Source organism: Acidaminobacter sp. QWL-03 (assembly GCF_058683855.1).
This window is the reverse complement of the sequence record NZ_CM178752.1, coordinates 1588033-1612337: the sequence shown is the minus strand read 5'-3', so window position 1 is coordinate 1612337 and position 24305 is coordinate 1588033. Positions and strand designations below refer to the sequence as shown.

Annotated in this window: 18 protein-coding genes; 11 read left to right on the top strand and 7 right to left on the bottom strand. The window is 46.5% G+C overall.

What is annotated here, in order from left to right:
* Window positions 1-11: 11 nt before the first annotated feature.
* The 9 genes from AC4PHM_RS07360 to AC4PHM_RS07320 all read left to right on the top strand — a co-directional run bounded on the left by AC4PHM_RS07360 (window position 12) and on the right by AC4PHM_RS07320 (window position 11881).
* The gene (locus AC4PHM_RS07360) at window positions 12-1790 is read left to right on the top strand and encodes a sigma-54 interaction domain-containing protein (protein WP_492020255.1); all 1779 of its coding nucleotides are present in this window, start codon (window positions 12-14) and stop codon (window positions 1788-1790) included.
* 186 nt (window positions 1791-1976) lie between these two features.
* Window positions 1977-3332 carry an L-cysteine desulfidase family protein gene (locus AC4PHM_RS07355; protein WP_492020254.1) on the top strand — a complete coding sequence of 452 codons (1356 nt, stop codon included), beginning with the start codon at window positions 1977-1979 and terminating at the stop codon, window positions 3330-3332.
* A 340-nt stretch (window positions 3333-3672) separates the two neighbouring features.
* Complete coding sequence (locus tag AC4PHM_RS07350) at window positions 3673-3924, top strand: TM1266 family iron-only hydrogenase system putative regulator (RefSeq protein ID WP_492020253.1); 252 nt, start codon at window positions 3673-3675, stop codon at window positions 3922-3924.
* Window positions 3925-3926: 2 nt separating this feature from the next.
* The gene (gene hydE / locus AC4PHM_RS07345; protein ID WP_492020252.1) at window positions 3927-5108 is read left to right on the top strand and encodes a [FeFe] hydrogenase H-cluster radical SAM maturase HydE; all 1182 of its coding nucleotides are present in this window, start codon (window positions 3927-3929) and stop codon (window positions 5106-5108) included.
* A 2-nt stretch (window positions 5109-5110) separates the two neighbouring features.
* Window positions 5111-6490 carry a [FeFe] hydrogenase H-cluster radical SAM maturase HydG gene (gene hydG / locus AC4PHM_RS07340; RefSeq protein ID WP_492020251.1) on the top strand — a complete coding sequence of 460 codons (1380 nt, stop codon included), beginning with the start codon at window positions 5111-5113 and terminating at the stop codon, window positions 6488-6490.
* 17 nt (window positions 6491-6507) lie between these two features.
* Entirely contained in the window at window positions 6508-7860 is a 1353-nt protein-coding gene (gene hydF, locus AC4PHM_RS07335; RefSeq protein WP_492020250.1) for a [FeFe] hydrogenase H-cluster maturation GTPase HydF, read from the top strand.
* A gap of 204 nt (window positions 7861-8064) precedes the next feature.
* The gene (locus tag AC4PHM_RS07330; RefSeq protein WP_492020249.1) at window positions 8065-9414 is read left to right on the top strand and encodes a glucose-6-phosphate isomerase; all 1350 of its coding nucleotides are present in this window, start codon (window positions 8065-8067) and stop codon (window positions 9412-9414) included.
* Between the two features lie 16 nt (window positions 9415-9430).
* Window positions 9431-10390, top strand: coding sequence for an ROK family protein (locus AC4PHM_RS07325; RefSeq protein WP_492020248.1), 960 nt, complete (start codon window positions 9431-9433; stop codon window positions 10388-10390).
* A gap of 27 nt (window positions 10391-10417) precedes the next feature.
* Complete coding sequence (locus tag AC4PHM_RS07320; protein ID WP_492020247.1) at window positions 10418-11881, top strand: aminoacyl-histidine dipeptidase; 1464 nt, start codon at window positions 10418-10420, stop codon at window positions 11879-11881.
* A 146-nt stretch (window positions 11882-12027) separates the two neighbouring features.
* Here AC4PHM_RS07320 and AC4PHM_RS07315 read toward each other — a convergent pair whose 3' ends face one another.
* The 5 genes from AC4PHM_RS07315 to add all read right to left on the bottom strand — a co-directional run bounded on the left by AC4PHM_RS07315 (window position 12028) and on the right by add (window position 20523).
* Window positions 12028-14271, bottom strand: coding sequence for a U32 family peptidase (locus AC4PHM_RS07315; RefSeq protein ID WP_492020246.1), 2244 nt, complete (start codon window positions 14269-14271; stop codon window positions 12028-12030).
* Between the two features lie 19 nt (window positions 14272-14290).
* Window positions 14291-16027: an ATP-binding cassette domain-containing protein gene (locus tag AC4PHM_RS07310; RefSeq protein ID WP_492020245.1), complete on the bottom strand. Its 1737-nt coding sequence runs from the start codon at window positions 16025-16027 to the stop codon at window positions 14291-14293.
* A gap of 103 nt (window positions 16028-16130) precedes the next feature.
* Complete coding sequence (locus tag AC4PHM_RS07305) at window positions 16131-18143, bottom strand: S9 family peptidase (RefSeq protein ID WP_492020244.1); 2013 nt, start codon at window positions 18141-18143, stop codon at window positions 16131-16133.
* A 14-nt stretch (window positions 18144-18157) separates the two neighbouring features.
* Complete coding sequence (locus tag AC4PHM_RS07300) at window positions 18158-19357, bottom strand: FprA family A-type flavoprotein (RefSeq protein WP_492020242.1); 1200 nt, start codon at window positions 19355-19357, stop codon at window positions 18158-18160.
* Window positions 19358-19512: 155 nt separating this feature from the next.
* Window positions 19513-20523, bottom strand: coding sequence for an adenosine deaminase (add, locus tag AC4PHM_RS07295; protein WP_492020241.1), 1011 nt, complete (start codon window positions 20521-20523; stop codon window positions 19513-19515).
* A gap of 258 nt (window positions 20524-20781) precedes the next feature.
* Here add and AC4PHM_RS07290 point away from each other — a divergent pair, with 258 nt between their 5' ends.
* Entirely contained in the window at window positions 20782-21801 is a 1020-nt protein-coding gene (locus AC4PHM_RS07290) for a lytic transglycosylase domain-containing protein (protein WP_492020240.1), read from the top strand.
* Between the two features lie 106 nt (window positions 21802-21907).
* Here AC4PHM_RS07290 and AC4PHM_RS07285 read toward each other — a convergent pair whose 3' ends face one another.
* Complete coding sequence (locus AC4PHM_RS07285; RefSeq protein ID WP_492020239.1) at window positions 21908-22633, bottom strand: HAD family hydrolase; 726 nt, start codon at window positions 22631-22633, stop codon at window positions 21908-21910.
* 250 nt (window positions 22634-22883) lie between these two features.
* Between AC4PHM_RS07285 and AC4PHM_RS07280 the strand changes: the two genes are divergently transcribed.
* Entirely contained in the window at window positions 22884-23273 is a 390-nt protein-coding gene (locus AC4PHM_RS07280) for a hypothetical protein (protein ID WP_492020238.1), read from the top strand.
* A gap of 387 nt (window positions 23274-23660) precedes the next feature.
* On the opposite strand, the gene AC4PHM_RS07275 is transcribed toward AC4PHM_RS07280, so the two are convergent.
* Window positions 23661-24284 carry an NUDIX hydrolase gene (locus AC4PHM_RS07275; RefSeq protein WP_492020237.1) on the bottom strand — a complete coding sequence of 208 codons (624 nt, stop codon included), beginning with the start codon at window positions 24282-24284 and terminating at the stop codon, window positions 23661-23663.
* Window positions 24285-24305: the final 21 nt, after the last annotated feature.

Genomic DNA, 24305 nt, shown 5'->3' with positions numbered 1-24305 from the left:
GGGCATGTACCTTGCATTCAGAGATCTCAGAAATTGCTCCAATGCTGCAGGACGTCGTACAGGCGATTCACAGCGTGCTGGGGGTCGAAGCCACTATTGTCGACCGTCAGAGACTGCGCGTCGCTGGTACCGGTCAATATGGACTTGAAGTGGGCAATAAAATTGCAGCAGGATCCGTCTTTGAAAAAGCGGTCCAAAATGGTATACCTTACATTGTGGAGTCCCCTGGTACTGATGTGGCCTGTTTGTCTTGTTCGGACCGGGAACGCTGCAGAGAAAGCGCGGAAGTCTGTTCACCCATTTTGGTCGAAGGCGCCGTGGTTGGCGTCATAGGATTGATCGCGTTTGATTCAGAGGAAAAGCTGAAACTGCTGAACAACCGAGGCGCGCTGCTCGATTTTCTGGAAAAGATGGGCAATCTGATCGCGTCAAAAGTCGCTGAAAACCGAAGGAACAAAGAACTGGAAGTGTTAATAGACGCCATTGAGACGCCTATACTATCCATGACCTCTGAAGGGACTTTAGTCAGCGCGAATGATGCTGCGCGCAAATGGATCGACGGGCTGACGGAGGGCGTCAGCATCAATGAGGTTTTGGGCGGAGGCGTATTGGATGCTATCCGGGGTGGCAGTACGCAGCTCGAAGCAGGACAAAAGCGCAGATTCTCCATCCAGGTCCATCCGGTGACACATGCGGACAAAACGGTCAGATATGTGCTGCAGTTGAGTCCATTAAAAGACGTGATCCGTCGGTTTAATAAAATGTTCGCTGAGCAGCAGCCAACAAAATTTGAAGATATTTTTGGCAAAGATCAAAATCTGATTGAAGCCATTGATTTGGCGAGACGTGTTTCAAGGAGCAAATCAACGGTTTTGATTTTAGGTGAAAGCGGGACAGGCAAAGAGCTGTTCGCCCGTTCCATTCACAGTGAAAGTGACAGGAAGGACCGTGGGTTCATCCCGGTTAACTGCGCGGCTATACCGGAGGCACTGCTGGAAAGTGAGCTCTTTGGGTATGAGGAAGGTGCTTTTACAGGCGCGGTCACCGGCGGACGTATTGGGCGCTTCGAGCAAGCTCATCGAGGGACGCTTTTTTTGGATGAAATTGGCGACTTGCCGCTGCATCTGCAGGCAAAGCTATTGCGTGTCCTGCAGGACCAGCAGATCTACAAGGTTGGCGGTCGTGGGGCGATCCCTGTAGATGTCAGATTGATTGCAGCCACCAATAAACCCCTTGAGGAAATGGTCAGGGACGGGGAGTTTAGGGAAGACCTGTACTATCGCATTAATGTGATTCCTATCCATATTCCTCCGCTGAGAGAAAGAATGGGCGATTTAGAAAGTCTGTCCATAATTTTTCTAAAAAAACACTGCCAGCGGATTGGCAAAAAGGCAGAGGGGATTGCACCTGATGCTTTGAAAGTTATGAAGCGCTACACCTGGCCGGGAAATGTCAGAGAACTTGAAAACGCCATTGAATATGCCGTACATGTTTCAACGGGATCTATTCTGAGCTCTGGAGATCTGCCCAAGCGTCTCAGGACGGAAGCGTTCCATGGGGAATCTGAGCGCTCTGCGTCACTGGAGGCTGCTGCGCGTAAAGCCCATAACGCTGAGCCTGGTGAGGCAGAGGCAGTTGGTATTCGTTCTTTGAATACGCTTGAGGCAGAAGAGATTCGAAGAGCACTCCTGACTTATGGCAAGTCCAAAGCCGGAATTGAGGCTATGACTGAGCGTCTGGGGATCAGCAGGGCAACGCTTTACAGAAAGTTTAAAGCGCATAATTTGTAGCAAATATGAAAAATCTCAAAATGAGAATTGGGATTGATATTTCAATCTCAAAATGAGATCAATTTAGCTGAAGCATTTAAAGCCGTTGGAAACAGCGGTTTTTTTGTTGGCATGAATATTGCGAATTACCTTAGTAAAGACGTGAACTGAATTTTGAAGTGTCACTATTGACTAGGGGGATGCAAAATGAATGGACAGTCAACAGGAAATAAGAAGACTCAAGAAATATTGGTTAATGAAGAAGCAAACCTCTGGGTGTCTGAGCTGCTTCGCGAGGAAGTCAAGCCTGCCGCGGGCTGTACAGAGCCTGTGGCTGTGGCACTGGCGGCGGCTAAGGCTTCAGAAGTGTTGAATAATTCCTTCAGTGAACTTGTCATTGGAGTGAGTCCCAACATTTATAAGAATGGCTTCGCCGTCATGCTGCCGGGCGTTATGGAGGCGGGACTGAATCTTGCTGCAGCACTTGGTTCGGCCCGCGGCAGCGCGAAGAGGGGCCTCGACGTGCTGAACCATTTGACTGAGGCTGAGATCCGAACAGCCAGAGAAAGGCTCGCAGATGGAAAAATTCGAATTGAGTTGATTGATACTTCAGAAAAGGTTTTGATTCAGGCTGAACAATGGTCGCAGGACAGAGTCCATCATGCCAGAGTGACACTCCGCGGCAGACATGACAGGATTGTTGAGGTGTTCAGGGATGGAAGTTGTATTGAAAAAATTGAAGATATGAATACAGCGACGGAGAAATCAATCGCAGGAATTAACAATTTTTATTCAATGAAACTTAGGGACTTGATAGCATTGATTGATGAAATTGATCCTGAACCCTTGGCATTTCTGCTGGATGGCGTCACAATGAACCAAACTATGGCAGCGGTCGGTATGGCATCGCCAGTGGGACTCGGTACTGCGTTTGCCATGAAGCAAAGATATTCTAAAAACGGTCAGCTGAAAGACCTGGCAAGACTGGCAATGACAATGACGGCAGGCGCTTCTGACGCACGCATGGCGGGAGTGGATTTACCTGTCATGAGTTCTAATGGCAGTGGGAATAATGGCATCACTGCCATAATGCCGCTGGTCGCTTATTTTGAGTTAAAAGGAACAGACCGGGGGGATCAGATCAAAGCTCTGGCGCTCAGTCATCTGATCAACAGCTATATCAAAGCCGAGATAGGCAGACTGTCAGCGCTGTGCAGCTGCGGGATCGCGGCGGCTACCGGCGCGTCTGCGGCAATTGCCTGGCTTGACACCCGGGATCCCGAAATCGTGGAGAGCACCATGACGAATATGATGGCAAACCTCAGCGGTATGGTGTGTGACGGCGCTAAACTGGGCTGCGCTCTAAAGCTGGCAACGGCTGCTTCAACAGCGGTGGAAACGGCTGCGCTGGCAGAAGACGGCATACGGGTTCCTGCCGGGAATGGCTTAGTGGGCCGGACTATTGAAGAAACGATTTCCAATTTAGGGCGATTGAGCCGTCAGGGTATGCAGTTGGCTGACGCGGTGGTGCTGGACATTCAAGAAGCATTTGCCCGGGGATAATGGTTGGAAGGCGGTGTCAGACACCGCCTTCCATTTGTTCTTAAATAAAACCATTGACAGACCACCATGTTGTTGATAATCTATTAACAATCAATCTTGTCAGAGTTCATTTGGTTCAGGTCAGCGCTCCAGAGGCGCCTCCTTTTTCATGTGATCCCGACGAGATTACAATAAAATCGACATCACCTGACGGTAAAGTTATCAGACTGCTGAACCGAAAGGGAGCGAAGGCACAGCCGCTGTAAAGGCGGGCTGCGAGTTTGTCTGCACAGGTATTTTTGGTGTGCGGCCATCACGGGAAAAACCATCCTCTCTTTCACATTGAAAGGGAGGATTTTTTATGGCAAAAGTGGCGGTGATCAGCGCTATTTTGGAGCATCCGGAGCTGTGTCAGCATCGTTTCAACGATGTGGTCGCGTCTTTCAAGGGGATTATAAAAGGCCGAATGGGGATTCCCATGGATGAGTACGGGATTTCGGTCATCTCCATCACCTTGATTGGTGAGCCGGATGAGATCAATGCCCTGACGGGTAAGCTTGGCAACATCGAGCATGTTTTCGTAAAGACTTCGATTTCAAAAAAGGAAGTGTAAGAGTGAATCACGTTAAGGAATTAACGAAAAATTTTGTTGCACCTCATGGGACCATTCAGACCACATTGCAGGCTGATGCGGCGTTTGGAGGCTGGGAACCATCGGCAGAAGCACAGTTTTTTATGTCTTTGGCGGATCAGCTGGCACTGGAAAGTGACCTCAGTGACAGCGCGCTGTGCCAACTGCTGGACTACCTGGATCACCCGGATCAAGACCATAATGGCAGGGTCAGACACCATCTGATTCAAACAGCCCATCAAAAACGCATGGAGATTTACGGCAACCGGGTTTTTCTCAGGGGATTGATCGAGATCTCAAATTATTGTAAAAGAAACTGTGTCTATTGCGGAATTAGAGCAGGGAATCCCGGTGCAGAGCGTTACAGGCTGGATCTTGAGCAGGTGCTTGAATCCTGCCGCATTGGCTATGATCTCGGATACAGAACCTTTGTCATGCAGGGCGGAGAGGATCCGGCGCACACAGACGCGTTCCTGACGAATCTCATTCGAGAGGTCAGAAAGGCTTATCCGGACTGCGCCATCACCCTTTCCCTGGGCGAACGAAGCCGTGAGAGCTATCAGGCGCTTTACGATGCCGGGGCCGACCGCTATCTCCTCAGACATGAAACCGCAGATGACGGCTTTTATGCTGACTTTCATCCCGGGATGGCCCTCAGCGTCCGAAAGACTTGTCTTGAAGACCTGAAAGCTATTGGTTTCCAGGTTGGCGCAGGCTTCATGGTTGGACTTCCGGGGCAGACCAACCAACACCTCGTGAAGGATCTGAGGTTCTTGAAGACGCTGGATCCTCACATGATAGGCATTGGGCCATTTATCCCCCACCACGAGACGCCGCTGGCGGACCAGCCTTCCGGTTCTGTGGAAAAAACTGTGGTCTTGCTGTCCATCCTGCGCCTGATGATTCCAAAGGTGCTCCTGCCTGCGACCACTGCCCTGGGCAGTTTGGATCCAATAGGCCGTGAGCTCGGTATTCGGGCCGGTGCCAACGTGGTCATGCCGAACCTGTCCCCACTTGAAGTCAGAGAGAAATACGACCTGTACGATGGTAAGATTTGTACGGGCGATGAAGCGGCGGAATGTCGCAAGTGTATACAAAAAAGAATTGAAAACGCCGGTTTTGCGGTCGACATGGCCCGCGGCGATCATCCAGACTGGAGGAACTAAGAATGTTCATTGATCATTCCGCAATTGAAACTACTTTGAAACTCGCCGCAGGCTCAAGCGAGGCGGCCATTGATGCCGTGCTGGCTAAAGCAGAGCTTGGAAGCCCGCTGGATCAGCTGGACATTGCGACGCTTCTGGAAATTAAGTCGGAGCATCATATGGCCCGCCTCATGGGCATTGCCGGTGCTATCAAAGACCGCATTTACGGCAACCGCATTGTCGTCTTCGCGCCGCTTTACATAAGCGATTACTGCGTCAACAACTGCACCTACTGCGGCTATAAGCACAGCAACGACTTTCCGCGCCGCCGCCTGAGCCGTGAAGAAATCCAGGAAGAGGTCATGCTTCTCGAAAAGATGGGTCACAAGCGCCTTGCTCTGGAAGTGGGAGAGGACCCGGTCAACTGTCCTATCGATTATGTGGTGGACGCCATTGACGCGATTTACACGACGAAAAATGAAAACGGCACAATTCGCCGCATCAACGTCAACATAGCCGCTACGACGGTTGAAAATTACAAGAAGTTGAAGGAAGCAGGCATTGGCACCTACATCCTCTTCCAGGAAACTTATCACAAACCGACCTATGACCTGATGCACCCTAAGTCCGTCAAGGGCAATTACCTCTATCACCTAACTGCCTTTGACCGCGCCATGGAAGCGGGTCTGGACGACGTGGGCGGCGGTGTCCTTTTTGGCCTCGCGGACTACAAATTCGAAGTGCTGGCCCTCATGATGCACAACGCCCACCTGGAGGAGAAGTTTGGCGTAGGCTTCCACACCATTTCCGTACCGCGCATCAAGAAGGCGGAAGGCATGACTCTGGATCAGTTCAGCAATCAGATCGACGACCAGACCTTCAAGAAGATTGTCGCAATTCTCCGCGTCGCCGTACCGTTTACCGGAATTATCATGTCCACTCGCGAGAGTGCTCAGATGCGCCGGGATATGATCCGCGCCGGTGTCTCCCAGATTTCAGCGGGTTCCTGCACAGGTGTCGGCGGTTACAAGGAGAGCGATCGTAAAAGCGGTACAATCAATCAATTCGAGGCTTCTGATCAGCGCACGCCGCTGGAAGTGCTCAAAGAGCTGGTGGCCGATGGTCTCATTCCGTCCTACTGCACCGCCTGCTACCGCTCCGGCCGTACCGGGGACCGATTCATGCAGCTCGCCAAAGCCGGTCAGATCCACAACGTCTGCACGCCAAACGCGTTGATGACCCTTCAGGAATTCGTTCTGGATTACGGTGATGAAGCCCTCAAGGTTGAGAGCGAGCAGTTGATAGAGAAGGAATTGGCCGCTATTGAACGCCCAGATATAAAAAGTTTGCTGGCGGACAACCTCGAGCGGATTCGCGGCGGCGAACGCGACCTGTACCTTTAGAAGGGGAAATATAGACTATGACTGCAGCTAAATCACATGAGGTTAAAAAGCCGGTCTTGGGGTCTGCATTTGGAATGAGAGCGGAGGAGAGCACGCTGTCCTCGACACCCAGCGCCAACCGAAAGCACATTGCGTTTTTTGGCAACCGTAACGCGGGCAAGTCGTCCTTGATGAACGCCATTCTCGGGCAGGAGTTATCGATTGTGTCGGAAGTTCGGGGCACGACGACGGATCCTGTGAGTAAAGCCATGGAGCTGCTTCCTTATGGACCGGTTGTCTTCATTGACACTGCAGGCCTTGATGATGACGACAATGCCTTGGGCGCTCTTCGCGTCGCAAAGAGTCTAAAAATTTTGGAACGGACGGATTTTGCCGTCCATGTCATTGATGCCATGGAGGCGTCGAATAATCCTGAATGGCTGACTCAAGAAGCTGCGCGAATCCAGTCTCATTTTGAGAAATTTTCAATTCCAAAGCTCATGGTGTTCAATAAAACAGATCTAGTGATGGCTGAGGCCGATGGTCATTACAAGTTAAAGCAATTGAAAGAGGCATGGCCGGGTGCGGTCTGGGTGAGCGCTCAGACCCCGGGAGACATTCACCATCTAAAAGCCTGTCTGATCGAGGCGCTGCGCGGAGAAACCGAGGAGGAGACACTGGTGGGGGATCTGGTGCCGTCGGGAGGGACCATTGTGTTGGTGGTTCCCATAGATTCGGAGGCACCCAAAGGCAGGCTGATCCTGCCGCAGGTTCAAGTGATTCGGGATGCGCTGGATCATGGGCTGAAAGTACATGTGGTCAGGGATACAGAGTTGGTCGAGGCGCTTTCAGAGCTGAAGTCTGTGGATTTGGTGATCACGGATTCCCAGGCTTTTGCATCAGTTTCTGCTATGGTGCCTGAAATTATCCCTTTGACATCTTTTTCCATGGTTTTCGCCAGGAATAAAGGGGATCTTCGTGCCTTTGTCTCGGGGATTCAAGCTTTGAAAGCTCTTGAAGCCAAGGCGCTCAGTCGTCTAAAAGCGTCCGTGAGGGAAAGTGAGCCCGCTGCGAGAATCCTGATCACGGAAAGCTGTACGCACAATCACACCCACGAAGATATTGGACGGGTCAAAATCCCTGCATTGCTGAATAAAAAGCTCGGCGGCCGGGTGGACATTGAGTTTAAGGCCGGGCATGACTTGCCGGAGGATCTGAGTGTTTACGATCTGGTAGTGCACTGCGGCTCCTGCATGATGAACCGCAAGAGCATGCTGACAAGGATCCGTCTGTGTGAGGAAGCGGGCACGCCAATTACAAACTATGGTATGCTTATGGCGTATGCGACGGGGATTTTGGATCGAAGCCTACGTCCATACGTGTTAGGCTAAAGACGTGCATAAACAAAGATGCCACCATGCATAAGAGAGCTTGCTCTCTGGTGCATGGTGGCATCTTTGTTTTGTTTCCGCCAATAATTATCAAAAAAGTCTGCATCTGCTTGTTTAAATGGGTTAAGATTATAGTATCTATGTTATAGGCCTAAAAAGCGTCAGCATCAGATAAGACAGATTGCACCCATGGGGGGAATTGTTATGGCTGGATTAAAATTGAATTTGAATTATTCGGGGATCCAGGAGTCTCAACTCATCAATATGAAGGAAATGGTTCGCGCAGCCCAGCAACTGCTTGAAACTGGCGCAGGTGCAGGATCAGATTTCACAGGCTGGGTCCACTTGCCCCAAACTTTTGACATGGCCTTAATGGATCGGGTGGAAGACTGTGCTGCAAGGTTAAAAGAAAAATGTGATGTATTGATAGTCGTTGGAATAGGCGGTTCTTATCTAGGAACGCGCGCTGTGTCTGAAGCACTGAAAGATCCAATGGAATCCCTGAGACGCTTTTGCAGCCGTGAAAATCCTACCATAGTTTATGCTGGTCATCATCTTGAAGAACGATATATGAAAAATTTGCTGGGTGCCATTGATGAGCTGGAAATCTGTGTAAATGTCATATCCAAATCTGGGACGACCACGGAGCCGGCAATTGCCTTCAGAATGCTGAAAAGTTATATGGAAAAACGCTATGGCGTGGATGGCGCCAAGGAAAGAATAGTGGCAACCACGGATAAAGCCAGAGGTGCACTTAGAACCCTTGCAGATGAGCAGGGGTATGAAACCTTTGTGATTGAAGATGATATTGGCGGGCGCTATTCGGTTTTAACACCGGTTGGTCTATTGCCGCTTGCCGTTTCAGGCGTGGATATCAGGGCATTGATGGAAGGTGCGAAGGCAGCCTATGAGGAGTATTTAAATCCGGAGCTCGAGACAAACAATTGCTTCAAATACGCAGCGGCAAGAACGATTCTGCAGGACCAGGGCAAGGTCGTCGAAATTCTGGCGAACTATGATCCAGCGCTGCAATATATATCTGAATGGTGGAAGCAGCTCTACGGTGAAAGTGAAGGCAAGGATGGGAGAGGTATTTTTCCTGCCTCCGTACAATTCAGTTCAGATCTGCATTCCATGGGCCAGTACATACAGGATGGCAGACGCATGATTTTTGAAACCGTTCTTCTGGAGACGGATCAAAGCGGCAGTCTCAAAGTCAGTGAAGAGGATCAAAATCTTGACGGACTAAATTTTTTGGCCGGTAAATCTCTTAGAGAGATCAATTTCAAAGCCTTTGAGGGAACGCTGCTGGCTCATGTCGCCGGTGGAACGCCTAATCTGGTGATTGAGCTTGAAAAAATTGATGCTTATCATATTGGGCAGCTTCTTTATTTCTTTATGAAAGCCTGCGGCATCAGCGGGTATTTATTGGGCGTCAATCCGTTTGATCAGCCTGGCGTCGAAGCCTACAAGAAAAATATGTTTGCTCTTTTGGGTAAGCCGGGCTACGAGGCTCACAGACAAACGCTTGAGGCGGCGCTGAAACGTCTCTAGAAGGAGGTCCTGAGCCATGAAAACAAAAGCAGCAATTGGAATCGATATAGGCGGCACTACCATGGATGCGGTTGTGGTGGGGCGCAGCAAGAGAGTCCTTTGGCATGAACGAGTTTATACAGAAGCTGATCAGGGCTACAATGCAGTTCAAGGCAAGGTACTTGAGCTAATTCGACGCGCGCAGGAAACTGCAGATATCACCGGGATTGGAATAGGAATCCCCGGGCCAGTGGATCCTGGAAATGGAAAGGTTTCCGAAGTTGTCAACCTGGGATGGGCTTCTGTTGACTTGTCAAAAGAACTTAAAAAGGCAACAGGCTTGGACATCCTCTTTATGAATGACGCCTCGGCTGCGACTTATGGAGAGCATGCGTCAGGGGCGCTGAAAGGCATTGATCGGGGTGTTCTGATCACGCTGGGAACAGGCGTTGGCGGCGGCGTCATACTGGGTGGGAAGCTCTACGAGGGGCAACATGGCCTCGCTATGGAAATAGGTCACATGACCATTTCGGACACTGGGATGTATCGCTGTGCCTGTGGCAGAAATGGATGTTTTGAGACCTTAACCTCCGCAACAGCGTTGGTGGCGGACGCCCACAACAGGCTGACAACTCAGGGCAGCTCCGGATGGCTGGCCGCCAGAGTGCCTTTTGATGCCAAGATCATCATGGATGGTGCTCAGTCCGGTGATCCTTTCTGCGAAAATGTAGTCCACGACTGGCTGCAGAGATTAGCGGTAGGCGTTCACAATCTCAGGATGCTTTACGATCCTGAAGTTATAGTATTTGGTGGGGGGCTTTCAGGGGCCGGTGATTATTGGCTGCCGCTTCTGGAAGCTATGGTCCTTCATCACGCCAATTTTAAAGGCATTTCTCAACCAAGGCTTGTGAAGGCGCATCTGGGTAATTTGGCTGGCGCTTGTGGAGCAGGATTTAGAGCTTACAGCCTATTTGCCAAGAGCGAGGAAGTAAAATAAATTTTAATTAAGTGGGAGGACATAACAATGCATCAGTGGAATGGAGCGTATAGGCGGATCTGGGAGCTGTTTGAAGACATGAATCAGATTCCGAGGTGCTCTGGTGACGAAGGTCGCATCAGCAACTGGCTGATGGCCTTTGGAGAGAAGCATGGACTCGAAGCTGTACAGGAGCCTTGTGGGAATGTCATTCTCAAGAAACCGGCATCAAAAGGATATGAGGGCTCACCGGCTGTTATTCTTCAAGGTCACATGGATATGGTTTGTGTTAAGGCGGAAGGCAGCCGGCATGATTTTTCGAAGGATCCCGTCCAGCTTAAAGTCGATGGAGACTTTTTAACAGCGACTGAAACTTCCCTTGGCGCGGATAATGGCATTGCTGTCGCTATGGCACTGGCCATACTGGAGGATCAGAGCCTGGAGCATCCGCCGCTGGAAGTATTGATTACAGTCGCAGAAGAAACGGGCATGGATGGCGCGGTCAGGTTGAATCCAGCCCATTTGTCCGGTCGGGCTTTAATTAACCTTGATTCGGAGGAGGAAGGCGTCATTCTGGCATCCTGCGCAGGCGGGGTGCGCGCAAGTGTTCTTTTGCCAATTGAGTGGGAGGCTCCAATTCAGAATGGCCTGGGAGCGCGGTTGACCATTACGGGGCTCAAGGGTGGACATTCCGGCGTAGAAATAGATAAGGGACGTGCGAATGCTATCGTCCTCCTTGGAAGAGTCATGAGAGATCTTCTTGGGATGGGTGTCCAAATCAGTCAGATACAAGGCGGCGAGAAAATGAATGCCATTGCCAACAAGGCAGCCGCCCATCTTATTTTCAAACGAGATTGGCTCGATGAAGTCCAAAAAACCGTTCTGGCATGGGAGTCCAGGTTTCGAAATGAGTTTGAACTGGCGGACCCTGATCTTAAATTGGTGCTGTCACTTGAAGATCCCTCTGATCCATTTCCGAATGTTTTTTCTCTTGAAACGGCCGAAAATGCTGCAGCTTTGTTGAGGCTGCTGCCAAATGGCGTTCAGACCATGTGCGCAGGAATACCGGGATTGGTCGAAAGTTCGAATAATATTGGGGTACTGACGACAGGCGCAGACTATATTGAGGTCGACAGTGCGATCAGAAGCTCCGTAAGGTCATTGAAAGCGGAAATTATTGATCGAATGCTGATCGCCTGTACCCTAACTGACGCAGAGCTCAGACTTCAGTCTGATTACCCGGAGTGGGCTTTTGCGCCTAAGTCTCAAATGAGAGACACTATGATGGCAGTCTACCGTGATCTCTACGGAAAGGAAATGACGGTATCCGCCATTCACGCCGGTCTCGAGTGTGGTATTTTGAAAGAAAAGCTCGGACCAATCGATTTTGTATCCATAGGTGCGAACCTGGCGGACGTTCACACGCCTAAGGAACGCCTGGATATGGCTTCGACAGAGCGTGTTTATCAGTTCGTGGTTGAAGTGCTCAGAAAGTATGGTCGTGAGAATTAAAAAGAGTTACAGACAAAAGGGACAGCGTATAAAATGAGATGCTAAGGTAAACTGGATACGGGAAAAGCGCTCCTTTGGGTGAAATCCAAAGGAGCGCTTTAACTTTTGATTTTTGAAGGCGTCACCCAGTTCGAATTGGGATCTTCCTACAAAATCTCTTTATTAAAATGACCTCTAGTGTCTGTCTCCTGATTAAAAACAGATGTTTTCTCTTTGCCACTTAATTTGCTTATGGCCATGTTTATGGTTTCCACAACCTGCTCTTTTGATTCAATTGTAAAGTTTAATCTGAAGGCCTCTATTCCTTTTATGCTTTGCAGTTCATCTAAAAGATTAAGGGTCTTCCCATTAACGATCGTCGTTGTACAATCATCATGAGATAGGATAGGGAACGTTCCGTGTTCATCCTTGATCTCATAGCGCTTTGTTCTGCAAACACCGCATTGATCCAATTTTTTAAGCGGACAGTATTTTGTAAACATTAAAGGCGCCCTACCGTAAACAATCATTTCTAATGCCGGATAGCCCTCATTTGTTTCATAATAAGCATTAATTAAATCATCAATTTGATTTTTGTTCAACTCATAAGACAAAGTAACCCGTTTCGCACCTAATCTATAGAGTTCGTAGCAACTGGCAGAATTCACAACATTTAGAGAATAATCTGCAATAAAAGGATTGGTATTTCTGTAGCGGTGTATTCCGCCATATCCTCCAATCAGCAGCTGCCCTTCTTTTTCCTGATAAACATTCTGATTTCTTCTGACTACATTTTCAAAATAGATTTCCTTAATGCCACTGCTCACACATGCATCATATTGTTCCTTCGTCGTTACAGAAGCCGTAAGATACGGGTTTTGGGGGGCAAAAGTTATTTTTTCTTTTACTTTCAAAGCCTTGGTTCTTTTCTTTTGGCTGTTAAGCTTCAAGTCATATAAGCCCTGAACAATATCTCTTCTTGCTGTATTCAACAATTTAGCTGGAATGAAGGCATTGCACTGCTCAAACTCCACATGATTGAGTTCGAATATAGTATCATTTAATCTTGAAAATTGCTTAATGACCTGCTCTGTTGTTGTTGGATTATTTATTGCTTCTCCCAGGATTTCCTCGCTCTCAAATAAATAATTAAAGCCTAAGCCCTCTGCATCTATGATCAGCTTTGAATCCGGATAGGCATACACTCTGAGATCCAGGTTAAAACGCTTGAATTCTTTTTCCAACGATGATTCCAGCTCGTTGTAATAGAGATTATCCTTCGTTATATAGACCAAATCACCTTTGGAAATCTTTTCTTTGATTTTGATATAGCAGATATTATCTGCTTTGTTGATCAAATTCCCATCTTTGTCGTACAGTTTTACAACAGTTAAAATTATATCTTCATTATTATGACTTATTCTGATTATATCGTTTTGATTTAAAGGTCGTATAAGTGTTATTTCATACATGTCTTTAACAATCTTGCTGATTCTGCCAATTTCATAGCCAACATTATTAGGTCTTAAGATGTTTGTAATATCTTTTGCATCTTCATGAAACAAATATCCTTTAGTAAAAGTACGATTGAATGTTTTGTTCAGATTTTCTTTATCCTCTTTGGCAATTTTATGATCTAAAGCCATGCGATATCTTGATACAACATTAGCGACATATGCAGGCTCTTTCATTCGGCCTTCAATTTTCAGAGAATCTATATCCTTTAACTCATCGATATAATCAATTGTGTTTAAGTCCTTAGTAGACAGAATATAACTTTTTCCTAAAGAGGTCCCTGTTGTCCGGTCTATTAGTTCATACATCTTACGACATGAACCAACACATCTCCCGCGATTTCCGCTTCGATAGCCGATTAGTCCTGACATTAGACAGTTTCCAGAGTAAGAAACACATAAAGCACCATGAACAAAAATTTCTATAGGTATTTTGGCAATGCGTTTTATCTCTTTTACTTTTTCGATCTCAACCTCGCGGGACAGAACCACTCTTTTAGCACCGAGTTCTTTAAACAATAAGGTGCCGTCTAAATCATCTATGCCCATTTGTGTAGAACAATGAGCTTCCATATCGAGAAAATTCTTAACTATATAATCCAAAGCAGCTAAGTCCTGGACTATAATTCCATCAACACCGATTTCGTTTAGTTCGTTCATCTGAACTTTCATTTCTTCAACTTCATGTTCGAAAACTATGGTATTCATGGTGACATAGAGTTTAACATTCCTCAGGTGTGCATACTGAGCAGCTTCTTTGAGTGATTCCAAATCAAAATTTGAAGAGTATGCACGTGCACCAAATTTTTGCAATCCTAAATATACTGCATCACAACCATTAGAAATTGCAGCTTTTAGAGCTTCCATACTTCCTGCCGGAGCCAACAATTCAGTCATTTTTCCTCCATGATCCTAGCTATTCTGCGTTAATTGCTTCTAACTGGCTGCAAAGTTTTTCTACAGTGGTCAGCTCATTTTTTTTAAAGGCTAATGTGATTTTCGTTTCTAATTCTTGTTTTTTCTTGTCAATTTCGAAATACTTGTGATCGAAATAGTTATCATAGACCATTTTGCGGAATGAACGTGTACGCATACGCCTAATCGTATTGTCATTTACAAGCAGAACGTAATCTGCACAGTTAGCTACAAGATAGAAATCATGGCTTACCATGAGTACCGCTCCTTTATAATCGGAGATGGCTTTTTCCAGAGCCATTTGAGCATAAACATCCAAATGGCTGGTTGGCTCATCAAGAATAAGAAGATCTGTGTTTGTAGCTGCAATCATCGCAATTTGGAGTAAATTCTTTTCTCCGCCGGATAACTGACCTACCTTCTGCTTTAAGGTATCAGCCTCAAAGCAATAGTTTCCAAGATAGTCTCGGATTCTGTCCCCGGTCTCAAAACCCAAATTCTCCATAACCTCGTATACCGTTTTAGTTTCATCCAGATTATCATCTTTAAGCTGGGATAAACATGCATAGCTTATAGTCTCATTGATCTGGATGGAAGGATGGTCATTATTTAAGATGTCGCGCATCAAAATAGTTTTTCCTGTACCATTGGCACCAACAATGGCTACTTTTTCGCCAGCCAGCAACTCAAAATTGATATTTTGCAATAAATTTTCATCAAATGAAACATTATAATCTGTAATGCTTAGAACAGGATGCTTTGATTCGGCTTCATTTGACCGAAATTCTATCTTTGGCTCACGAAGTTCAATAAAAGGTGCCTTAATTTGTCTTGCACGCAACCGGTCAAGCTGTGTCTGCTTTGCGTTTACAGCACTTCCTATGACCGGATTGGCGAGAATCGTAGCTCTTTTACGCAGAATATCAACCATGATCTCAGTACGCTCAATTTCTTCCTGTTCTTCAATGCTCTGTTGTTTAAGTCTTAATTTTTCCCTGAGCTGGGAACAACGATATTCTGAATAATTGCCTTCATATTCCTGAAGATCGCCATTCTCTAAATGTAAAATCTTATCAAAGCAATGGTTCAATAAAAATCTATTATGGGTAATAACCAACAGTGTGCCCTTGTAGCCATTAATCAGCTGACAAAGCCTGTTTAAGTTTGCGAAATCAAGAAATACATCCGGTTCGTCCAAAATAAGGAGATTTTGGGATAATAACATTTCTCTCATAATCTGTATTAATTTATACTCTCCGCCACTAAGATGTGACAACATGGTTTCTTCTAAGTCACGCATACCAGCAACATATAGCTGTTTACGGATCTTGTTTATATAATTGTCTCCGTCCATAGCCTCAAAGGCATCTAAAAGTGACTGATATAGCTCAAATAACGGCGCTACATCCTCAGCCACTGCCATTTCTTCACACACAGCCATTGTCGCTTTCTGATTTTCCACGAATCTCTCGCTTAGATATTCAAAAACCGTGCACGCCTGCGCTTTATCTCTTACAGCGAATTGGTTGGCATAACCAATTCGGCAGCTGTCATGTTTGACGATCTTACCATCGTACAAATACTTATCCGGATGAATAATCATATCGACTAAAGTTGATTTTCCAGAGCCATTGCTTCCAATAAAAGCCGAGTGCTGTCCCATTTTTAAAGTAAACGAAACGTCTTTGTATAAATCTTTTGCAGGAAAACCATAGGACAGACTTTCTACTTGAATCATTTTTGTTATCCTCTATTCTAAAAAATTTTGTCTGAAATTGTCACAGTTGATTATAACAATAAAAAAGAGAAAAGTCAGTCATGACTTTTCTCTTTTCGATCTCCTATAAATAAGTTCGCATCCAATCCGTAATTTCCCTCAGCCTGCGTACTCTGTTCTGAGGTTTGCCGCTGCGGCTGAGTTCGTGATTTTCGCCATGGAACAGACACAGCCGGCTCTGGACGCCATGGTACTTGAGCGCCGTAAACATTTGATACACTTCTGCGGTCCAGCACCTGTAATCCTCGTCAGAATGGATAAACAGTGTGGGGGTTTTCACTTTGTCGGCGTATTTCAATGGGGACTGATCCCAAAGCTGCTCAAAATCGCTCCATGGGTCAGCACCTATTTGATCTGCAACAAAGAAATAGCCAATATCAGTGGTTCCAAACTTCGAGATCCAGTTGGAGATGGAGCGTTGAGAAGCTGCCGCTTTAAAACGGTGTGTGTGTCCAATAATCCAGTTGGTCATAAAGCCGCCGTAGGAGCCGCCGGTCACACCGAGCCGGTCATTGTCGATCCAGGTATGCTGTTCTACGACCGCATCGACAAAACACATGAGATCCTCATAGTCAACACTCCCGTATTTGCCCCTCAGATCTGCGAAGTCGTTCCCGCGGCCATCACTGCCCCGGGGATTCATAAACATCACAGCAAAGCCTTCAGAAGCCCAGTGCTGCATCTCGTGGTAATAAAATGGACCATAGACGGTTTTGGGTCCGCCGTGAATGTTGAGAATGCCTGTGTAGCGGCGCATCGGATCAAAACCGTAGGGCTTCATGAGCCATCCCTTCAATTCGGTGCCGTCTTTTGCCGTCACGCGAATTTCTTCCGGTTTTGAAACGAAAAGGTCCTGAGAGACTGCTTGATTAAACGTCGTAAGAGGTTCGAAACCAAGCGGCCTGTCCGCATCACAAGTTTTCAGCGCATAGAGCTCCTGAGGCTGTTGATCCAAAAGGGCAGCCAAAACAATTTGGCCATCCATTATAGCAAACTCATAACAGGCTGCCGCGGAAGCCTCTGCTGCAACTCTCGAAACACGGCCATCCTCTGCAAGAGCCACCAAAGGCGCTTCTGAGCCGATGGTCGTAACAAACAACCACTGATCCCCAAAATACAGCGGGCGAGGGTTGCCCTTACTGCCGAGTTTGATATCTGTCCCTACAGCATTGCCAAAGCTGCCATCAAAAGTCTCGGTCAATCGTTTGAGGTTGCCGTCACCTGGATCCACAGTATAGAAGGATCCATTTTCATTCAAGCCATATCTTGAGGTATCAGAGCCGTAAAACAAAAGCGTGCCATCTGGGGCAACACTGCAGATCTCGTAGTGAAAATCATCTCTGTGAGAAATGTCTTTAACAGTGCGGTCTGTAAGGTCGCAAATGGCGAGGCTGTTGTAAATGACCTGTTTATTCTTAAATTGGGACTGAATCAAGACAATGCAATGACGGTCCGAATCATAAACCCAATCTTCCACATTGCTGAGCTGGTCGGTGAGCATTTCTGTTGTGTTTTTTTCAGGATCGAACAGACCCAGAGCTGTCCTGGTTTTGTTGGTGAAACCGGAGCCGTTCTGCCAGAACGGGATTTCGTCTATGACTTGAACAGTGGAGACTTGCTCCATTTTATCGAGGATATCCTTTTCTTCAGTCAAATGATGCCACTCCGGGTGGTAAGTGAATTCAATGAGCCATCTGCCATCCGACATGGGCTCAAATTTGGAAACCTCAAGGGGAATTTCCATAAGTTTTTGCGCTTCTCCACCACGAGTGTCAATGGAATAGAAATTGGTTTTAGGAAGGCTTTTTTCCTTTTGATCTGCTTCAGTACTTTGATCGCGGTTTGAAAGGAATACCAGTTCGCTGTCGCTGAGCCAACGGGGGTGTCTGTCTGACCCGGATGTCGTCAGACGCCGGGTGCCGCCTTCGCGGTCGTAGAGCCAAAGATCGCTTCTATTTCGGTTTTTATCCAGATCTGGCTGGTGCACTGTAAAGCATAAAACGTGACCATCGGGCGAGACCTGGAGCGAAGAGATGGATCTAAGGGCCGCAAAGTGATCAAGGCTTACTTTATTCATGGATGCCACAGCCATTACAGCGGATTGTCTTTGACGCGCTGCGCCATTTCCTTGCCAAGTTTGATCAGCGCCTCAAACTCAGCATCTTTTGGCGTATAAGTCGCTTCAATGGAGGTGCCAATTCTTTCCCATTTGACTTTTTCGGCAAAGGCATCAATGGCGCTGACACCGCCGCCGCTCCAGGATTTATTGCCAAAGACACCGAGATAACGGTTTTTGAGTCCGGTATGCTCGAGTTTGGACAGAACCAGCTCCATGGCAGGGAAGACATTCATGTTGTAAGCGCACGAGCCCAGGATGACGCCCTTGAAGCGCCATATGTCACTCAAGATATAGGAAAGGTGGGTTTTTGATGCGTCGTAGACACGAACGTTTTTTACACCGTTTTCTGAGATGATGCGCGCGACGTAATCTGCCATTTTGGCTGTGTTGCCATACATTGTGCCGTAGACGATAACGACGCCTTCCTCCGCCTCATAGCGGCTCCATTTGTCGTAATAGTCGACAATGGTTTTAGGACTGGTTCTCCAAATTGGTCCATGAGTCGGCGCAATCACTTTAATATCCAGGGTGCCAAGACGACCGAGAGCACGCTGAACGATTGGGCTGTATTTTGCGACGATATTCGAATAATAGCGTCTGATTTCGTCCTCGTAAAATTCGACATTGACTTCATCGTCAAAGAGACCGCCGTCCAGGGAACCGAATCCGCCGAAAGCATCCATGGAAAACAGGATTTTTTCTGTCTGATCATAGGTCATCATAGTCTCAGGCCAGTGGATCATGGGGGTCAGAAAGAATTTAAGCTTATGGTAGCCTAGATCGAGTTCATCTCCTTCCGCGACTTCGAGGAAGTTTTCAGTAATGTCATAAAAACCTCTTATAAAGTCGAAGGTCTTCTTATTGCCGACAATCTTCATGTCGGGATAGGCAGCCACGAGTGCCTTCATGGAGCCGGAGTGATCTGGTTCCATGTGGTTGACAATGAGGTAATCGACCTTTTTTTCGCCTATGACTTCCTTGACTTTGGAGAGGTACTGTTCAGTTTTATTGAACTTAACAGTATCGATGACGGCTATTTTTTCATCATCAATTAAGTAAGAGTTATAGCAGACACCTCGGTCCAGAGGCCAAAAGTTTTCAAACAGTGTAGTTTCGCGGTCGTTGACACCAATCCAGTGTACACGGTCCATGATGGATAATCTGCAGTCCATAGATTCACACTCCAATTCTGATATAAAATCATAGTAACAGTATAATCAATTTGGCTGTGACAGACCATACTTGACATAAAAAATAATGGGAAAATAATGGGGATCAGAATAATGGGGAAGCAGAGACGCTGAAAGCTGTCAGGCCGCTTCTGCGATCAAAGGCCAAGTTCGGCAGGCCATAACGCCATAAGCCGCTGTTTTTCATGCTCGCTGTCAAAGATGACGCTGACGGCATTCATATAAAGTGTTTTAAGGTGAGCGGTGTCCAGTCCTGCGTTCAGGAGGTTGTTGGTCTCATCGCTCAGGGTAACGTGAGAAACGGTTCGATTGTCCGTGTTGAGGGTCACTCGAATGCCATCTTTGAGGCAGCGGTGCAGGGGGTGAGTTTCATAACTGTCCGCGGCTTTTGTATGGAGATTTGAGGTTGGGCACATTTCCAGAGGGATGCCGGCTGTTCTGATTTCTTCAAAGAGTGCGGCATCTTTTTCAAGACTGACGCCGTGACCAATTCTTTCTGCACGGAGTAATGCCACAGATTTTCGTATGTTGTCGACTATGCCGGTTTCTCCGGCGTGAACTGTGAGGTGGTAACCGTAAGATTTCGCCAGTTCAAAAGCCTCAGCATGGTCTTCCGGTGGAAAGTGATGCTCGTCGCCGGCCAGATCCAAGGCAACGACGCCCTGACCGAGAAATGGGCGGCCTGCTTCAACCAGTTCAATTGAAGATTCTGGCAGAAGATGGCGCATACAGCAGAGGATGACGTTTGCCCTGGTGCCGGTTAGTGACTCTCCTTTTTTCGCGCCTTGAACTACTGCGGAAATAATGGCGTTGAGACCGAGGCCGTGTGTCTGATGGAGATGGGGCGCAAAGCGGATTTCAATATACCGGACGCCATCAGCGGCCGCATCCTCAACGAGTTCCTGTGCGATTCTGGCGAGAGCGGTCTCGTTCTGCATGACCTTGAGCGGCAGATCAAACCGTTTGAGATAATCGACAAGAGAAGGGCATTGGGCTGGGACTTCTGCCAGGGTTCTGAGATCATTGTCACCTAGATCCGGAGAAAGTATCTTTTCTTTTATGCCTAGTTCTTTCAGTGTGGCAAGACGAACGCTTCCGTCCAAATGGCAATGAAGCTCTATTTTGGGCAAGTTGGAAATGATAAACATTTAAGCGCCTCCTTTGAAATAAATATACAATAATGGCATAATAGACCATAAAAAGAATTAACAGTTAGGAAAGTGGTGCCTGACACCATTTTCCTTTCATTTTTTTTTATTGCTTTAAGTCTTGTCTTTCAATAAGTACAGCCATTTGGAAAAAATTTAAATGTCAATAAAAGTAAAATGTGTTATATTGTGCTTTGAAATGCGTCTGTTTCTGTGGTAAAATGACGAAGATTCTAAATTTTAATAAGGAGTGATTCAATGACTAAACCCCGTTGGATGCGGGTCCTGCTGATCGTTTTGATCATGGCGGCGGCTGTCGTATCCCAGACAAATTCAGTTTTTGCTGATAACGGGCTGGTAACTAAGGATGTAGACATAAATGATTCTAGCATAACGATAAACTCAAATGTTGTATCCAACAGATCGCTGGCTTTTCCGATCCTGAGATACAATGACATCCAGTACCTGCCGCTTAACTGGAATCTCATGAAGTCAATGGGATATCAGTACACTCGCATTGGAGACGAACGCGTTTTGACCAAGGTTGAACCTGGCGAAACGTTTACCTTCGATGCCGCAGCCACCATGAATCCATCCACCAGTGCCCAGGCTTATGCTCTGGAGGACAGTGCCGTGATTCTTTTCGAAGGTGAGCCGCTTGATACGCAGGGCTATCCTCTGTTAGTCCATAACCACATGATCTACTTGCCGCTGACGTATCACGTAAAAGACGCCCTCGGATGGTTTGCTAAAAACGACCGCATTGCCGGATTCCATTTGAGCACTGAGAGCGAAGAAGCCCTTAACGCTATGATTGAGGCTTCTGACAAAGCTTATCTTGAACGACTTGCAGCATTTATGAGAAAAGTGAATCCAAGCTTATCTGAATCCAGAGCGCATGACTATGTGGTTTGGCTTAAGGATGCCTGTGATCGTTATGGGATGGACGAATCCTGGATGATGGCTGTCATTTGGCAGGAAAGTTCTTTTGACGCGAATTGTGAATATAATGGTGCCATTGGCATCATGCAGATTATGGGTTCCACCGGCAGAGCGCTTGGTCTCAGTATTGAGCAGCTTTATGACCCTCAGCTCGCCATTGAATATGGGACGAAATATCTGAGTCAGAAATTAGATCGCTATGGCACTATCGAACGCGCTGTAATAGCCTATAACCAAGGTTACTACAACGTCGCAAGAGGCGACTACACAACGCACTACCTGGATGGCGTCGAATCTAAGCGCACTAAGGTTTTGGCATTTTTAAACGCAATCTAGGAACATAGAGTTCACATGAAAAGTCCTCCGCGCGGAGGACTTTTTTTATATTTTTGGAACCTGCATACCCCATATCCGTCATTCAGATCTTGTTAAATGCCTGCGTCTAAAGAATCTCCACCGAGGCCGGCAATCTGAAAACGACATCTTTGCGCTCGACAATAATGTCGATCTTATCCATCATCACAGGATCGTTTTGAATGTTGCGTACCAGCTCCCGTGTCGGATTGATGGCGACCGGATGACCGACGAGCTGAAACATGGAGTAGTCGCCGTTGGTATCTCCATAGGCATAACTGGCGCTCAGGTCAATATTGTGTCGCTTTACAAAATCCAGGATGGCCATATTTTTATTCTCGGAGTCCCACATTGGAACAATATTGCCAGTAAAGTTGCCGCGCGCATTGACTTCATAACGCGTTCCGCGGAATTCGGCAGCGGAATATTTTTCAGCCATTTTTTCTACGAGAAAATCCGGACTTCCTGAAATAAAAAATATTTTATGACCTGCCCATAAATGATATTGAATTCTTTGGCGTGAGTAAGAATAGACCTCCTCCCCCTTGAGCTTGATGACCTGATCTGCAATAAAATCAAGGCTGCCCTTATTGAGACCTGTTAGTGAGCGAATATAAATTTGAGAGAGCTCAATCAGATAATCGTCATATTCCGCACGTCTTTTTTTCCATTCTTCGTATGTTTTTTTAACATTTCGGTGCCAAACGACAGGATCCACGACTTCATATTTGACCAGCTTTTTAAAGTGTTCGACCATAAGTGAATCCCGGTACAAAGTACCGTCAATATCAAAGAATGCCCCAACCGGTCCCATGAAGCTCACCTCTTTTGTGGTTTTTAGTACAACTGGCTTTACGCGTGTTATTACAAATACCCACCAATTCCAAGCAGAAACGATTTTTCAGCGGTGCTGACTCATCTGTCAATTTAGTTCATATTTTTTTCGAACTGCGACACACATAAGCGCTTAAAACTCTTATTTATGGATATACAGATAACAGACCAAATTGTTGTTGAGAACTCATGACAAAATTGACCAAAGACTGCGGAAAGTGGGTGAGTGTATGTGGTTCTACGTATTGTTGGCTCTATTCTTCACAATGGTCACAGGCTATCTGATTGAAACTGTTAAAGCGAAGCGCGTAGCTCATGAAATTAAGACTATTAATTACGAGATCTATGGCATCCTTGCGTCGCTCATGCGTGACGTAAGTCATGTAGATTTGTTTTTTATACATCAGCTTAGGGACAGTCTTAAAGTACAGCTGACCCAAGTTTACGGGATAGATGAATTTCAAGTCTACAAGTTGACGGAAAACAAGCTCAGGCTTGCATACAGAAAAGGGCACGCTGTACAGAGGATTGATCTGTTTCTGGAGGATAATCGCTGGTCGTTTAAAGACGTCGAGTTTGAATATACGGAGAATCCTTTTGAAGAGGTTCGTCTGCAATAAGTCCATTTCTAAAATATTTTTTGAAAAGTGAATAATGTAAGGTGTACTGGGTATTATGTTAATACAACTATATAACCTACCTTTCATTGGGGAGGTTCATATAGAGGCTCGATCTACAGGACGTCCGGCGAAAGCAGGATGCATCAGACATCCGCTTGTAAAAAACCACCGCTTAGGCAAACGGAGTTTACGGATGCCTTAGACTGCAACATCTTCACTACTTTGCTTCAAAAGCAAAGCAATGAAATTGAAACAATTGCCCTTGATGGTTAAAAAACCATTCGTAACAAGCTCCACTTTAGGAGGAATGGCTATTAACGATTCACACCGCAATACAACTGAATATGATATAAAAAAACGTGCTGTATCGAGCTGAAAGACCTATCCTTATAATTCTTGGGATAGGTCTTTTAATGTTCTGATGAAGCTGGCGGTAATTCGAGCCGTTATGCCCCAGATCGTCTTGTCGTCAAAGTCGATAAAGAGGACCGGGTATTTGCCAACCCTGAAATTGTAAGCGCGCCCACTTGAAATTTTTTCGTATGGAAAATCAGGAGGCATTTGAAGAAGGGATTCTGTCTTGAATTCCTGAACCTCGCATTCAAAGAGGTAAGAAAGAGGCACCGCGAACAATTCCTTGACCTCGCCTTCATTGGGTTCAATATCATAGAGATCAAGATTCAAGATCCCGACATAAACGTGAATGTACATATTGAAAGGCGTGACTATGTCATCTATTTGGCCGATGATTTCAATATCCTCGCGTTCGATATCCAATTCTTCGCAGGTCTCTCTGATGGCAGTTTCTGCATGATGCTCGCCAAGCTCGACTTTCCCGCCCGGGAAGCAGATCTCTCCGGGCTGCGACCTGAGGTCTTCGGAGCGGACCTCGTAAAGAAGATGGGGATCATCATCAACTTCAATAATGGGAATCAGCACTGAAAAATGACGATAACCATCTTGCTTTTTCCTGTAGTTGACCAATATTTTTTTTATCGTGGGCGTATTCATAGGCTGTCCTCCAAAATAAAA